General features: G+C 67.1%; 13 protein-coding genes. 1 reads left to right on the forward strand and 12 read right to left on the reverse strand.

What is annotated here, in order from left to right; all coding sequences use genetic code 11:
* Positions 1-135: 135 nt before the first annotated feature.
* The 4 genes from ASF14_RS17535 to ASF14_RS17550 are packed head-to-tail and all read right to left on the reverse strand — an operon-like array spanning position 136 to position 4,105.
* Positions 136-1,488 (reverse strand): sensor histidine kinase, encoded by a 1,353-nt coding sequence (locus ASF14_RS17535; protein WP_330218800.1) that lies wholly within the window; start codon positions 1,486-1,488, stop codon positions 136-138.
* Complete coding sequence (locus tag ASF14_RS17540; protein WP_056438058.1) at positions 1,485-2,537, reverse strand: hypothetical protein; 1,053 nt, start codon at positions 2,535-2,537, stop codon at positions 1,485-1,487. Before ASF14_RS17540 ends, ASF14_RS17535 begins: the two co-directional genes overlap by 4 nt.
* A 35-nt stretch (positions 2,538-2,572) precedes the next feature.
* A complete protein-coding gene (locus tag ASF14_RS17545; RefSeq protein WP_056438061.1) occupies positions 2,573-3,757 on the reverse strand; it encodes a hypothetical protein in 1,185 nt (394 codons plus the stop codon).
* Positions 3,758-3,811: 54 nt separating this feature from the next.
* Positions 3,812-4,105 carry a hypothetical protein gene (locus tag ASF14_RS17550; protein WP_056438064.1) on the reverse strand — a complete coding sequence of 98 codons (294 nt, stop codon included), beginning with the start codon at positions 4,103-4,105 and terminating at the stop codon, positions 3,812-3,814.
* Between the two features lie 102 nt (positions 4,106-4,207).
* Between ASF14_RS17550 and ASF14_RS17555 the strand changes: the two genes are divergently transcribed.
* Positions 4,208-6,544, forward strand: coding sequence for a hypothetical protein (locus tag ASF14_RS17555; RefSeq protein ID WP_236697123.1), 2,337 nt, complete (start codon positions 4,208-4,210; stop codon positions 6,542-6,544).
* A gap of 74 nt (positions 6,545-6,618) precedes the next feature.
* Here ASF14_RS17555 and ASF14_RS17560 read toward each other — a convergent pair whose 3' ends face one another.
* The 8 genes from ASF14_RS17560 to ASF14_RS17595 all read right to left on the reverse strand — a co-directional run bounded on the left by ASF14_RS17560 (position 6,619) and on the right by ASF14_RS17595 (position 14,322).
* The gene (locus ASF14_RS17560) at positions 6,619-6,987 is read right to left on the reverse strand and encodes a VOC family protein (RefSeq protein ID WP_056438068.1); all 369 of its coding nucleotides are present in this window, start codon (positions 6,985-6,987) and stop codon (positions 6,619-6,621) included.
* Between the two features lie 32 nt (positions 6,988-7,019).
* Positions 7,020-7,745, reverse strand: coding sequence for a helix-turn-helix transcriptional regulator (locus tag ASF14_RS17565; protein WP_056438071.1), 726 nt, complete (start codon positions 7,743-7,745; stop codon positions 7,020-7,022).
* 1 nt (position 7,746) lies between these two features.
* Complete coding sequence (locus ASF14_RS17570; RefSeq protein ID WP_042483165.1) at positions 7,747-8,022, reverse strand: DUF1467 family protein; 276 nt, start codon at positions 8,020-8,022, stop codon at positions 7,747-7,749.
* 4 nt (positions 8,023-8,026) lie between these two features.
* On the reverse strand, positions 8,027-9,661 hold the full coding sequence (locus ASF14_RS17575) for a ribonuclease J (RefSeq protein WP_056438074.1): 1,635 nt from the start codon (positions 9,659-9,661) through the stop codon (positions 8,027-8,029).
* 136 nt (positions 9,662-9,797) lie between these two features.
* Entirely contained in the window at positions 9,798-10,577 is a 780-nt protein-coding gene (locus ASF14_RS17580) for a type III pantothenate kinase (RefSeq protein WP_056438076.1), read from the reverse strand.
* 9 nt (positions 10,578-10,586) lie between these two features.
* A complete protein-coding gene (locus ASF14_RS17585; protein WP_056438081.1) occupies positions 10,587-11,303 on the reverse strand; it encodes a biotin--[acetyl-CoA-carboxylase] ligase in 717 nt (238 codons plus the stop codon).
* Positions 11,304-11,308: 5 nt separating this feature from the next.
* Entirely contained in the window at positions 11,309-12,772 is a 1,464-nt protein-coding gene (nuoN, locus tag ASF14_RS17590; protein WP_056438084.1) for an NADH-quinone oxidoreductase subunit NuoN, read from the reverse strand.
* Positions 12,772-14,322, reverse strand: coding sequence for an NADH-quinone oxidoreductase subunit M (locus ASF14_RS17595; RefSeq protein WP_056438088.1), 1,551 nt, complete (start codon positions 14,320-14,322; stop codon positions 12,772-12,774). The genes nuoN and ASF14_RS17595 overlap by 1 nt, the downstream gene beginning before the upstream one ends.
* Positions 14,323-14,327 lie beyond the last annotated feature (5 nt).

Consider the following 14,327-nt stretch of genomic DNA (forward strand, 5'->3'; position numbering starts at 1 on the left):
CCCTTTTTATTGATGGGGATGCACAGACGGAGCCCCTCCCCTTCAGGGGAGGGGTTTGGGGTGGGGCCTTTCCACTCGCGCGTCGCCCGCGAAAGCGCCCCCCCTCCCCCGAAGGGGAGAGAGAAGGTTTAAGTTTCAGCCCACCCGGAGGCGAAGGTGAAAGGTCGCGCCCTCACCCGGCACGCTTTCGACCCACAGGTCGCCGCCCATCGCACGCGCCAGACGGCGGGCGATATAGAGACCCAGGCCGTTGCCGCCGGGCTCGCTTGGGTCGACACGCTCGAACTTCTCGAAGATGCGGGTCTGGTCTTCGGGTGCGATGCCCTTGCCGTGATCGGTGACGCTGACCACGGCCCATTCCCCGTCACGCTCGGCCGTGACGACCACTTCTCCGCTACGCGGGGTGTACCGGATCGCGTTACCGATCAGGTTGATCAAAATCTGGAGACACCGGCCGAAGTCCCCGATGGCAGGCATCGCCTCGCCCGCGCCGGGACGACGGATTGTCACGCTTGCGGCATCCGCGCGCACGCCCAGCAGGCCAGAGGCGCGGCGGGCGACATCCGCCAGGTCGATCGGCATGGCCGCCAGCCGGAAATCGGGCTGTTCAATTGCCTGTAGCTCGACCAGATTGTCGACCAGCCCGATCAGATGCCGCCCGGCGTGTGCGATGTCATTGGCATATTCGGCATATTCGGCGGCGATCGGCCCGTCGCTGCGCGCCGCGATGCTGTCGGCATTGGCGACGATCCGTGCGAGCGGCGTGCGCAGGGCGCGGTCGAGCCCAGCCGTAAATGTCTCGGTCAGCGGCGACGCGCCGGGATGCAGCAAGGGGTCGTCCGCCCCCTCTCCCGGCTCGTCGATCAGATAGGTCGCGCCGATCAGCCCGGCGATGCCCCCCGTCGCGTCATGACGGATCGCCGCCGACAGCCGGACCGGTGCATCGGTCGGCCGCAACCGGGCCCCTCGCCCGTCGAGCGGCGCGCCCTCGTCCAGCAGCGCCGTGCCGGAGTCGAAAGCGAAGAGCGCCGCCAACGGCCGCCCCAGCATCGCCTGTGCATCGAAGCCATGGCGCATCCCCGCCCCCGGCGACACGAAGGTCAGACGAAGTGCTGCGTCGGTTTCCCAGCGAAAGTCCGCACCCATCGCGGCATGATCGGGCGGGGTCGCAGTCGGCTTCCACGCGTCCCGGTCACGCCAGCCGCTGACGCTCAGGCGGATTTGTCCGGTTTCGGGGCGGGCCTGTACCCACAGGTCGAGATCGCCCTCGTCATCGGCAACCATCACCTGCCGCGACACCGTAATGCCAAGCCGCCGCGCCAGTCGAGCGATCCTTGCGATGGGTGCCACCGCCAGACAGTCGCTGGCGCTTCCCCCCGCACGCATATGAAGCAGTTCGATGGGAGGATCGGCCGACAGAATGTGATCGCCTGCGTCCAGAATGGCACGCGCGACCATCGATTCGCCCGGGCTGTCCATTGCGCTCATCGGCGATCGGAGCCTTCCAGCCGCTCGATCGCCTCTCGAAACGGCGCGGGCAGGCTAAGCGATGCGATGGCCCGGCGCGCCTCTTCGGCAGGAATGGCCATGATCGCATCCAGCGCCTCGGCAAAACCATCGACATCGCGCCGCCCGTCCGCCTCGCACAGAGACAGCCCGATGCGCGCAATCACCGGCCGATCCTGGTCCAACGATCGCAGCGCCAGCCACAGCCGGTCGCCTTCGGGCTCCAGCACGATCTCGCGCACCATGTCATGCTCGATGCCGAGCGCATGGGTGAGCAGGGAAACGAACAAACCCAATTGCCGGTCGGACAAACTTTCGAGCAGCAGGTCGGGCAATTCGCCCGGTCGCGCGTCGATCGCCGCAGCCAGCCGCATCGCGGGCAGGCCCGGCCGGTCACCGTCATCGCGCGCCGCCAGGACCCGCTCGACGGCCTGCGCCAGCGCCCGGTCCCAGGTCGGATCGTCACCCTTGCGCAGGGCCGCCGCCACGGTCCAGACCAGCCGGTCGTGCAGCCGTGTCGGCAGGCCCACCGCCTCATCGCCTTCGCGCGAACGCCCCTCGGCCAGCAGCACCGCGCGCGCGGCGGCGGCCACGATCCGGTCGGGGGCCTCGGTCAGGCGGACCAGCAAGCTCGGCGCATCACCCGCCATGCTCTCGATGGGCAGTGCACGGGCGATCAGGCCCTGCCGGACCTGCGCGACCAGTTCGTCGACCAGCGCCGGGTCGGCCAGCGCATCCGCACGATAGAGCAGCCGCAAGACCTCTTGCTGCTGGGGCTGCCCACCGCCCTCCGGCATGTCCCGATCGGCCTGTTGCAGCAGATCGTGCGCGATCGTCTCGACCAGGTGGTGCAGCCGCGCCGTCACCTCGAACCGGACCTGATCGGTCAGGCGCGATTCGGCATCCAGCCGCAGGTCCAGCACCGCACCCCGCCGCCGTCCCGCCGCGCGCGCGCGCGCCGCCGTGACGCGGTCGGACAGCCGCGTGGCGTGCCATGAGGAGGCGTGATGTGGGTCCGGTTCGACCGCCATGGGGCATCGCTAACCCCTTTGATGTTAAAGCGACACTAAACTTGGGCGCGCAATGTCTCGATTGCGGACGTTAAAGTGACGATCGCATAAATACTCGCGAGCGCCAGGCCCCAGGGTACGATGCCGACCAGCGCGGCGGGGAAAAGGACCAGCAGATAGGCGGGCGGGCTGGCCCACCAGCGCCGCCGAAAGCGATACAGCCCCGCCCGCTCCGCCAAAATACCAAGAATGATCAGCATCAACGCCAGGACCGGCGCGATGTCCTCGCCCGACAGACGGAAATCCTGCCACCCGAGCGCCGCCACGGCGAGCCCGGACAGCGCCGCGATGGCCGCCGACCCGGCGCGTGCCGCGCCCTGTTCGTCGCGCAACCCCGCCAGCGTCTCGCCAAGGCCCAGCCCCAGCGTTCCGGCAATGGCGATCAGCAAGCCGAAAGCCGGCAGGCCGGACAGGATCAGAACCAGTCCGAGCAGCCCCAGCCCGGCCCCTGCCCCGCCCGCGACATGCGCAGGGACCGAACGCTCGACCAGGCGCGGCAGCGCGAGGCGTGCGATAGGCGCCAGAATGTAACGATCGAACCAGCTCCGCCGTCCCGAGACCAGCCGCGCGACGACCGCCCGTCCCCGCACATCCAGCGCCTCGGCATGGTGGACGATGCCATGACCCGCCTTTTCCGCATCGGCGGGCAGCAGGATATGCGTCGCCCGCGCCTGGGCCGCGAGCCGCAGCAGCGTCGATTGCAGGTCGTAATCGCGGGGCAGCGCCGCCACTTCGGCGACCCGGCGCGGATCGAGCCGCGCGACGCCCGCCCAGGCCATCTGCCCGCCGACCCGCTCCAGTCCGGCTTCGGCCTCCGCCTCGGGCAGCACGATCAGCGCGTCCTGTCCGGCATCGCGCAGGACCAGCGCGATCGTATCCTCGGTGGTGATCAGACCATCAGCCAGTACGAGCAGTCGCGACAGGGGGTGGAGCTTCTCCGACGCCTCGACCGCGCTGCGCACCGTGTCGACCACCACCCCGCGCTGGGCGATTCGGGCGATCGCGCCGAGCAGTTCCGGGGTCAGGCGCGCGACGACGATGATGATCTGCGCGGCCCCCGCCGCGATCAGCAGGCGCGCCTGATATTCGATCAGGGTAACACCCGCAAACGGCAGGGTGGCCGTCAGCCGACCGGGGCGGTCGTCGGCGTCGTCAATCGCAAAGAGAAGACCGGAAAGCATCGCGTGCTGTTAGGCGCTAGAGACGCGCCTTGCCAGCCCTGACCCGGTGACGCGTCAAAGGCGCGCGACCTGATCCCCAATCCGGTCGAGCAACTGCGGGTCCGGGCTTTCCAGTTCCGCCGCCTGCGCCGCCAGGGTCATCAGCGGCAAAGCGTTGACGCTGGCCGCCAGCCCCTTCAGCCGCAAGGCCGCCTCGCGCCATTCGCCGACGTCCTCGGCCATATGCATGGCCTCCATCGCACGGGTCACGCCCTCGACAAAGGCGCGGCGCAATTCCTGGATCACGGCCGGTTCATCACCCGCCACCGCCGCCAGGGCAGAATCGATCGTTCCGTGCTCGTAGGTCATTGCCCTCACTTAAACCCGAACGGGGGTTGCACGGAATAGCGCAATTCGCTTTCTGCCATCGGCAAACGTGATAAACCGGCCCATTGTGACACGGGGGCCCAGATGATCGTCGATATGCGCGCAGAGCGTCAGGACAGGTCGGACATGCCGAACGCAGAGGCGGATATGCACGACTATACCGTCCAGTCCCCGGCCGAAGAAGCCCCGTCCGCCCCGCCCGCCGCCGATCCCCCGTCCTTCGGCATCTGGCTGGACGAAGGCACCACGCGGGGCGAGCAGGAGGAGCCCTCGCCTGCGCGCTGGCCATTGATCGTCGCGATTCTGGTTTCGGTCCTGTGGGCGGCGGCCATTCTGTTCTGGGGCATCTCGGCCAGCCCGATGCTGTCACCCACGACGCTGGCCCCGCTGGGGACGCTCGCGCTGGCCGGACCGATGCTGATCGCGGTCCTGTGGCTGGTCGGCCAGCGCAGTAGTCGTGCCGAGCAGCGCCGCTTCGCGCTGACCGCGCGCGACATGCGCGAGGAAGCGGCGGCGCTGGAACGCGCGGTCGGCGCGATCGGACAGGCGCTGTCCGCCAACCGCTTCGAGTTGTCGGCCCAGGCGATCGCCCTGTCCGAAATGGCGCAGGCCGCCGAGACGCGCTTCAGGACGATCGCGCGTGACCTGACCGACGATATCCAGATGGTCGAGGCGCATGGCCGCACGCTTGCCGATATCGCCGTGACCAGCCAGTCGAGCATGACCCAGCTGCTCGAAGCCCTGCCCCGCGCTGCGGAGGAGATCGGCGAGGCATCCGACCGGATGGCGGAGGCGGCGCGCTCGGCGCAAATCCATGCGATGGAGCTGGACGCCCAGTTCGTCGCGCTCGGTCGGCGCGGGCAGGATGCGGACACCATTGCCAGCGGTGCGGCGCTTCGCCTGGCCACCCACATCGAACAGATGGAGGAAACCAGCCGCGTCGCCGGGGTGCATCTGGAAACCGTCACCGGCAACCTCGCCACCACGATCGACGCGCTGCTCGACCGGACGGCGCAGGCCATCGACCAGTCGCGCCTGGGCTTCGCGGCCCAGGGCGAGGAGATGCTGGCGATGATCGCGGCGAACCAGGCGGCGCTAGACGGGGCGGCGCGCGACAGTGCCGATGCGCTGGCCGAACGGCTGACGACGGTGGACGGCGCCGTCGCCCGCCTGACCGCCGAACTGGAGGCACAGCGGATCGCGGGCGAGACGATGATCGACACGCTCGACACCGAACTGGAGCGGGTCGAGACGCGCATCGCGGTGCTTCACACTCAAGGCACCGAAAAGTCGCAGATGCTCGCCGCTTCGATCAGCGCCTTGGGCGGATCGGCGGATGCGATGACCGGCGCGCTGGAGGCGGGCGAGACCATGGCCAACCGCGTCATCGGCACGACCGAGACGCTGCTGATCGCGCTCGATGCCGCCGCGCGCGAGATCGACGAGACGCTGCCCGAGGCGCTGGGGCGGCTCGACCAGCGGATGCATGCCAGCCATGAGGTCGTCGTCGAGACCAAGCCCGAACTGCTCGCGCTAGTCGCCGCGGCCGAGAGCACGCATGAGGCGATCGAAGCTATCGCCGACGTCATCGCCGAACAGCGCCAGACGCTGGAGACGCTGTCGGGCTCGCTGCTCGAAACCCTGTCGACCGGGCGGGCCAAGGCCGATGCGCTGGGCATGATGGTCGAGGAGACGATCGAACGCTCGCACCAGTTCGCCGACGAGGCCGCACCCAAGCTGGTCGATGCGTTGCTGCGCGTCCGCGAGACCGCTGCGACGGCCGCCGAAAAGGCGCGCGAGACGCTGGCCGACGTCATTCCCCAAGCCGCCAGCGCACTGGAAATCGCCAGTGCCGAGGCGATGCGGCGCGCGACCGGCGACACCGTCGAGCGGCAGGTTCATGCCATCGTCGATGCCACCCAGAACGCGGTCGAGGCCGCGACGCGTGCGACCGAGCGGCTGGCACGGCAGGCCGACATGATCGTCGAGAAGACGACCATCGTCGAATCGCGGATCGAAGAGGCCCGGACCGAGCGCGAGGAAGCCGATCGCGACAATTTCGCCCGCCGCGCCTCGCTGCTGGTCGAATCGCTCAATTCGGCGTCGATCGACATCGCCAAAATCTATGCCCCCGAAGTTACCGACAGCGCCTGGGCGGCCTATCTGAAGGGCGATCGCGGCGTCTTCACCCGGCGTGCGGTGCGGATTCTCGACTCGCATCAGGCGCGGGGCATCGCCGATCTGTATGACGAGGATCCCAAGTTCCGCGACCATGTGAACCGCTATATCCATGACTTTGAGGCGATGCTGCGCGGCGTGCTGGCGCAGCGTGACGGATCACCGTTGGGCGTCACGTTGCTGTCGTCGGATATGGGCAAGCTCTATGTCGCACTTGCCCAGGCCATCGAGCGGCTGCGTTAACGGAGGTCGAAAAATGGCGGTCGAGCCTTGCTCCAACCGCCATTCAGTTTGAGCGAGGTCGGGGGCTACGCCCCTCAACCGTTCAGCGCATAGACCCGCAACCGGTGGCCATCGGGATCCAGTGCCACGAAGCTCCGCCCGAACGGACGATCATTGGGCGGCGTCAGCATCGTCACTCCCTTGGCCAGCCAATCCGCATGACACGCATCCACGCCGTCATGGTCCCGCCGGAACCCCAGCTCGATGACACCCGACGTCCCCTCGGCTGGGGGATCGATCACGTCGCGACGCCACAGGCCCAGCGTCGTACCCGAGTCGAGGGCGAACAGGGTAAAGGCGTCACCTGCATCGACCGGGTCGCGCTGCAACACCCCGCGATAAAAGTCGGTGCTGACGCGCATATCGGCGATGTGCAGCAGGATGGTGGTCGTCGGGCAGGTCATGGCAAAGCTCCTTCGTTCGAGAGGAGGTCCGCCTATCCGACGCCCGCGTCAGTTTCCGTCAGCAGGAAGCGCTCCTGTGGAATGCCCGCCGCTTCGCGCCATTCGCGCAGCAGTACGGCGCGGCGACGCGGATACCGCTCCAGGAGGGGGCGCGCGGTGACGATGCGATCGATACGGAAGGTACGATAATCGCCGCGCAGCTCGCACCAGCCGAGCAGCACATCGGCCCGGTCGAACAGCGCGATCGCGAACGGCCAGATGGTCCGCTCCGACGCTTCACCCTGCGCGTCGCGGTAGACCAGCGACAAACGCCGCTCGGTTCGGATCGCTGCTCGCAAGGGTGCCGGATCGACCTCCCCCTCATAGACTTCCGACCTCGGGCCGATGAACAGCGCCGTATCGCGCATCGCCTCGGCCTGTTCGGGGGTCATCGCGCGCATGATCCGCGCCGCAGCACTGCGCGCGGCCTGCCCCATTGCCGGGTCCGCCCGTTCGGCGACCCAGCGAGCCCCGAGGACCAGCGCCTCGACCTCCTCGACGGGGAAACTCATCGGCGGCAGCATGAAGCCGGGCTTCAAGCGATAGCCTACCCCCGCCCCGCCCTCGACATCCGCGCCCATCGCCTGGAGCGTCGCGATATCGCGGTACAGCGTACGCAGCGAAATGCCGAGCTGCTCGGCCAGATGCCGCCCGGACACGACGCCGCCCTGGCGGTGGAGCAGATGGAGCAGGTCGAACAGGCGGGACGCACGCGCCATGTCAGACGCCCCGGCTCACCCCGCTCCAGTCGAGCATGTCGGCGGTGATCCAGCCATAGACATAATTCAGATAGAACAGGACGAACATCACCGTCGCCACGATCGTCGTGCGCAGGAAGAAGCGCCCGATCAGGAAGACATGCGGCGCGCTCTCGGCGGTGCCGGGAATATGCTCGCCCCCCGCCTCGTGCGTGGTCCTGACCCCGAAGGGCAGGACCAGGAACACGGCGAGGAACCAGAACAGGACGTAGATCGCGAGGGCCGACGTCCAGTGCATGGTCTTAGCCCTCGATCAGCAGGACATCGACGATCGGCTTCTTGCCGGTCCAGCGCGTCGCGACCTTGCGCACCGACAGGCGAATATCCTCGCGCAGCTTGTCGGTCGCCCGGCGCGGGCCGTCGACCGCCTTGGCCGCCGCCGCCACCGCCTCGGCGATGAAGGCGTCACGCTCGTCCTCGACGGGCACACCCTGTACGCGGATCTGCGGGCTGCCGACCAGCCGCCCCTTGGCGACCGCGACGCCGACCGAGATCTGGCCGTTGATCGCCAGCTTGCGCCGCTCGTTCATCGTCGAGCCGTCCGACGGCAGGATGACGTCGCCGTCCAGCACCAGTCGACCGACCGGCACATTGCCGATCTTGGTGGCGTTGCCGGGCAGCAGGCGGACCATGTCGCCGTCCGACTGGACGATGGTCTGCGGCACGCCCTGCGTCGTCGCAAAACGGGCATGCTCCATCATGTGCCGCATCTCGCCGTGGACCGGCATCAGCGTTCGGGGGCGCAGCCACTTGTACATCTGTGCCAGTTCGGGCTGGCCCGGATGGCCCGACACATGAACATGCGCCTGACGCTCGGTAACCATGCGGACGCCCTTGCCCGCCAGGATGTTCTGGATACGGCCGACTGCCGTCTCGTTGCCCGGAATCTGACGCGCCGAGAAGATGACAGTGTCGCCAGTGTCGAGCCGGATCGTATGGCTGCCCTCGGCGATACGCGACAGCGCCGCGCGCGGCTCGCCCTGCCCGCCGGTCGCGACGATCAGCACGCGGTCCTTGGGCAGGCGCATCGCCGTCTCGGGATCGACGACCTCGGGGAAGCCCTTGAAATAGCCACAGGCGCGGCCGACCTTCAGTATCCGGTCGAGCGAGCGGCCGGTGACGCACAGCTTGCGCCCCGTCTCCTTGGCGACCTCACCCAGCGTCACCAGACGCGCAGCGTTGGAGGCGAAAGTGGTGACGACCACGCGCCCCTTGGCCTTGGCCACCGTCTCGGCGATGCCGGGGCGGACGCTGGCTTCCGAGCCCGAAGCTTCGGTGTTGAAGGCGTTGGTGGAGTCGCACACCAGCACGTCGACGCCCATGTCGCCGATCGACGACAGCTGCGCCGGGCTGGCGGGCTTGCCGATGACGGGGGTCTGGTCGAGCTTCCAGTCGCCGGTGTGGAACACCCGGCCGACCGCCGTTTCGATCAGCAGCGCATTGGCTTCGGGGATCGAGTGCGACAGCGGCACGAAGGTGAAGTCGAACGGGCCGACCTCGAACGTCTTGCCCGTCTCCATGACGCGCAGCTTGACGCGGTTCGCGCTGCCCTCTTCCTCCAGCTTGCCACGCACAAGCCCGGCGGTGAAGGCGGTGGCATAGATCGGCACGCCCAGATCCTCGGCCAGATAAGGCAGCGCGCCAATATGGTCCTCATGACCATGGGTCAGCACGATGCCGACCAGATCGTCCAGCCGATCCTCGATGAAGCTCAGATCGGGCAGGATCACGTCGATGCCGGGATAGGCCGGATCGGCAAAGGTGATGCCGCAATCGACCATCACCCACTTACCTTCGGTGCCGTACAGGTTCACGTTCATGCCGATTTCGCCCGATCCACCGAGCGCGCAGAACAGCAATTCTTTCTTGGGAGTCATTCACTTCCTGACAATGGACGCCCACCCCGCTGAAAGCGGGTTCGGGGCGATGGGGGTGCGCCGGTCAGGGCGCGGTCATTTCTTCGCGGACCCCGGCGCCCAGCGGTATCTCGCGGGCTGCCTGGTCCGAAACTCGTCATGTGATATGGGCGCGTTCCCACAGGATCGCCAGCCCCTGAATGGTCAGGTCGGGCTCGATATGATCGAAAACATCGGTATGTGGCGACAAAAGCGCCGCCAGTCCGCCGGTTGCCAGCACCTTGACCGGCCGCCCGACCTCGGCCTTCAGCCGCGCCACCAGCCCCTCGATCATGGCGACATAGCCCCAGAAGATACCGATATGCATCTGGTCGACCGTGTTGCGGCCGATCACGCTGCGGCTTTCCGGTGCCTCGATGGCGATGCGCGGCAGCTTGGCCGCAGCGGTCACCAGCGCGTCGAGCGACAGGTTGATGCCGGGTGCGATGATCCCGCCCTTATACGCCCCCTGATAGTCGCTGATGTCGAAGGTCGTCGCCGTGCCGAAATCGATGGTGATCAGGTCGCCTGGATAAAGCTCATGTGCCGCGATCGTGTTGACCGCGCGGTCCGCGCCCAGCGAGGCGGGTTCGTCGACGTCGATCGCGATCCCCCATTCCACCGGCGGGCGGCCTGCGATCAGCGGCTCGACCTTGAAATATTTCTGGGCCAGTACCTGAAGATTGTGGAGCGCGCGCGGCACGACGGTGGCGATGATGACGCCGGTCACATCCTCGCGCGCATAGCCTTCGAGCGCCAGCAACTGGCTGAGCCATACCGCATATTCGTCGCCGGTGCGGCGCGGATCGGTCGCGATTCGCCAGCGCCCCTTAATCGTCCGCCCTTCGAGCAGCGCAAAGACCACGTTCGTGTTCCCGGCATCGATCGCAAGCAGCATGGGGGTCCTTCAGATCAGGAAGATATCGCCGGCATGGATGACATGGCCGGAGCCGTCCGCCAAGCCGAGCCTGAGCGCGCCGTCGCTCGCCAAGCCGTCAAAGCTTCCGGTCAGCGCCTGTCCGTCCGGTAGTTTGGCGGTCAGTGCGGTGCCGCGTGGATGCGCCCTGGCTTCCCAGCGCCCGATAATCGGCGACAGCCCCTGTTCACGCCAGATCGCGACCCAGCGGGTCATCGCATCGGCGAGCAGCGCCTGCATCGTCTGGGGCGAGACAGTGACGCCATGATCGCCAAGCGCGGTCGTGGCGCGGTCGGATAGGTCCGGGGCCGACGCCAGGTTGATCCCCATGCCGATGACGACCGCATCACCCGTACGCTCCAACAAGATGCCCGACAATTTGGCACCGTCGATCAACAGATCGTTCGGCCATTTCAGCGCAAGGCGTTCGCCGATATCGGGGAGACAGGGTCGAACCGCATCCTCGATCGCCACGGCGGCAACCAGCGCCAGCGTCGCCGCCATGGGATCACCGGGGCGCAGGCGGACCAGCGTCGATCCATAATAATTTCCGAAAGGCGAGGACCATTCCCGCCCCTGGCGTCCGCGCCCCGCCGTCTGGCGGTCGGCGCGGAGCCAAAGGCCGTCCCAATTGCCATCTTCGCCGCCCGCCTCGGCAAGCTGGCGAAGATCGGCATTGGTCGATCCCGTTTCCGGGACGTGCAGCAATCGGCTCAGAACAGCGCCCGAGCGGCTGCCAGCGACCAAGCGCCCAGCAGCGGGATCGCCAGATAGCCGACCGGCGAGACGAACAGCGCCGACAGTGCGATCAGGCCGTTCTCGACGGGCTGAACATCGCCATTGGCCCAGGCACCGACGGGCTCATCGAAGAACATCGTCTTGATGATGCGCAGGTAGTAATAGGCACCGATCACCGAGGCGACGACACCGATCACCGCCAGCGGGAACAGTCCCGCCGCGACCGCCGCATTGAACACCGCGAACTTGGCATAGAAGCCGAGCAGCGGCGGAATGCCCGCAACCGAGAACATGAAGAAGGCCATCGCCCAGGCCAGTGCCGGACGCGTGCGCGACAGGCCCGACAGGCTGGCGATCGACTCGAGCGGATTGCCGTCCTCGTCGCGCATGCGGATGACGATCAGGAACGCACCCAGCGTCATGATGACGTAGATGGTCAGATAGGTCAGCACCGCCGCGACGCCCTGTGCCGTACCTGCCGCCAGACCGATGAGGGCAAAGCCGACATTGTTGATCGACGAGTAAGCGAGCAGCCGCTTGATGTTGGTCTGCCCGATGGCCGCGACCGCGCCGAGGATGATCGACGCGAGCGCCGCGAAGGTCACGATCTGCTGCCACTGCTGCGCGGCCGAGCCCATCGCCTCGACGGCGACACGAACCGCCAGCGCCATCGCCGCGACCTTGGGGGCGGAGGCGAAGAAGGCCGTCACCGGGGTCGGCGCGCCTTCATAGACGTCCGGCGTCCACATGTGGAACGGCACCGCCGACATCTTGAACGCCAGCCCGGCGAACACGAACACGAGGCCGAACATCAGGCCCAGCGAACGCGTACCAGCAGCGGCATCGCGACCATAGGCCAGGGCGATCTGGGCAAAGTCGGTCGAACCCGAGAAGCCGTAGACCAGCGAGATACCGTAAAGCAGGATGCCCGAGGCGAGCGCGCCGAGGACGAAATACTTCAGACCCGCTTCGGCCGAACGACCGTCGCGACGCATGAAGCTCGCCAGCACATAGGCCGACAGGCTCTGCAGTTCGAGACCGACATAGAGGGTCAGCAGGTCGCCCGCCGACACCATCATGCCCATGCCGACCGAGGAGAGCAGCATGAGGATCGGATATTCGGGACGCAGATCCTCACCCGGCGAGCGGGCGAAGAAGCGCGGCGCCATGATGATCGCCACCGCAGTCGCCAGATAGATCAGGACCTTGGCGAAACCGGCAAAGGCGTCGGCGCGGTACAGACCGCCAAAGGCGAGACCGCCTGTGGTCGACGGACCGGCCAGCGCGACCATCGCGCCGGCCAGCACGAACACCGCCGCGATCGAGATGCCGCGCGTGGCGTTCGTCCCGCCCCAGGCGGCGACGAGCATCAGCGCGATCGCGCCGAGGGTCAGCACCAGCTCGGGCAGGACCATCAAAAGGTTCAACGAATAGCTCATCAGTGCGCCTCCCCGTGCGCAGCTTGGTGCTCAGGGGCATGGGTGGTGGCGAGCGCAGGGTTACCGGCGGTCGGACGGCTGTCCGAACCCGGATTGGCCCGGTCGATCCGCTGCAACAGGACCGTGACGTCCTTGCGCATCGGCGCCAGGAAGCTCTCGGGATAGACACCCATCCACAGCGTCACCGCCGCGATCGGCGCCAGCAGCCACAGCTCACGGCTCGTCAGGTCCGGCATCGCCGCCACTTCATCCGACTTGATCTCGCCGTAAGCGACCCGCCGGTAGAGGTAGAGCATATAGGCCGCACCCAGGATGATGCCGGTCGTGCAGAGCAGCGCGGTCCAAGTCGACACCTGATAGGTGCCCATCAGCGACAGGAACTCGGCGACGAAGCCGCTTGTGCCCGGCAGACCGATCGACGCCATGGTGAAGAACAGGAACAGCACGGCGTATTTGGGCATGTTGATCGACAGCCCGCCGTAGCGCGCGATCTCACGGGTATGCAGCCGGTCATAGATGACGCCGACGCACAGGAAGAGCGCGCCCGACACCAGACCGTGACTGAGCATCATGATCATCGCGCCCTCGATGCCCTGCTGGTTGAAGGCATAAAGGCCGATGGTCACGATCGCCATGTGCGCGACCGACGAATAGGCGATCAGCTTCTTCATGTCGGACTGCACGAGCGCGACAAGCGAGGCATAGATCACCGCCACCGCCGAGAGTGCGAAGATCAGCCAGGTCAGCTGCCCACTCGCCTCCGGGAACATCGGCAGCAGGAAGCGCAGGAAGCCATAGCCGCCCAGCTTCAGCAAAACGCCCGCCAGGATGACCGAACCCGCCGTCGGCGCCTGGACGTGCGCATCGGGAAGCCAGGTGTGGACCGGCCACATTGGCATCTTGACCGCGAACGAGGCGAAGAAAGCGATCCACAACCAGGTCTGGACCGAGGCCGGGAAGTCATAAGCCAGCAGCGCCGGGATCGAGGTCGTGCCCGCCGTGCGCGCCATATAGAGCATCGCGACGAACATGAGGAGCGAGCCGAGCAGCGTGTACAGGAAGAATTTGTACGACGCGTATATGCGGTTCGCCCCGCCCCAGATACCAATGATCAGATACATCGGGATCAGACCGGCTTCGAAGAAGACGTAGAAGAGGAACAGGTCCTGCGCCGCGAAAGTGCCGATCATCAGCACTTCGGTGAACAGGAACAGGCCCATATATTCCGGGACCCGCTTGTCGATCGCGCGCCAGCTGGCGCCGATGCAGATCGGCATCAGGAACACGCTGAGCATGATCAGCAGCAGCGCGAAGCCGTCGATGCCGAGCGACCAGCCGAACGGACCAAAGATGCCCGGGGCATGTTCGACGAACTGCCACTGGGCGCCGCCCACATCGAACTGCGTCCAGAGCACGATGCCCAGGGCGAAGTCGATCAGCGTGGCGGCAAGCGCCAGCATGCGCGCACCGTTTGCGGAGAGGAAAAGGCAGGCGATCGCGGCAATGGCCGGGACCGCCAGCATGACGGAGAGGATCGGGAAGCCCTGCATCACGC

This window comes from Sphingomonas sp. Leaf257 (assembly GCF_001422185.1).
GTDB classification, from domain to species: Bacteria; Pseudomonadota; Alphaproteobacteria; order Sphingomonadales; family Sphingomonadaceae; genus Sphingomonas; species Sphingomonas yabuuchiae.

Coding starts and splice junctions, on each gene's coding strand:
- nuoN (WP_056438084.1), bottom strand. CDS start 12,772: ATGAGCTATTCGTTGAACCTTTTGATGGTCCTGCCCGAGCTGGTGCTG.
- ASF14_RS17595 (WP_056438088.1), bottom strand. CDS start 14,322: ATGCAGGGCTTCCCGATCCTCTCCGTCATGCTGGCGGTCCCGGCCATT.
- ASF14_RS17540 (WP_056438058.1), bottom strand. CDS start 2,537: ATGGCGGTCGAACCGGACCCACATCACGCCTCCTCATGGCACGCCACG.
- ASF14_RS17575 (WP_056438074.1), bottom strand. CDS start 9,661: ATGACTCCCAAGAAAGAATTGCTGTTCTGCGCGCTCGGTGGATCGGGC.
- ASF14_RS17550 (WP_056438064.1), bottom strand. CDS start 4,105: ATGACCTACGAGCACGGAACGATCGATTCTGCCCTGGCGGCGGTGGCG.
- ASF14_RS17570 (WP_042483165.1), bottom strand. CDS start 8,022: ATGCACTGGACGTCGGCCCTCGCGATCTACGTCCTGTTCTGGTTCCTC.
- ASF14_RS17535 (WP_330218800.1), bottom strand. CDS start 1,488: ATGAGCGCAATGGACAGCCCGGGCGAATCGATGGTCGCGCGTGCCATT.
- ASF14_RS17560 (WP_056438068.1), bottom strand. CDS start 6,987: ATGACCTGCCCGACGACCACCATCCTGCTGCACATCGCCGATATGCGC.
- ASF14_RS17545 (WP_056438061.1), bottom strand. CDS start 3,757: ATGCTTTCCGGTCTTCTCTTTGCGATTGACGACGCCGACGACCGCCCC.
- ASF14_RS17580 (WP_056438076.1), bottom strand. CDS start 10,577: ATGCTGCTTGCGATCGATGCCGGGAACACGAACGTGGTCTTTGCGCTG.
- ASF14_RS17565 (WP_056438071.1), bottom strand. CDS start 7,745: ATGGCGCGTGCGTCCCGCCTGTTCGACCTGCTCCATCTGCTCCACCGC.
- ASF14_RS17555 (WP_236697123.1), top strand. CDS start 4,208: ATGATCGTCGATATGCGCGCAGAGCGTCAGGACAGGTCGGACATGCCG.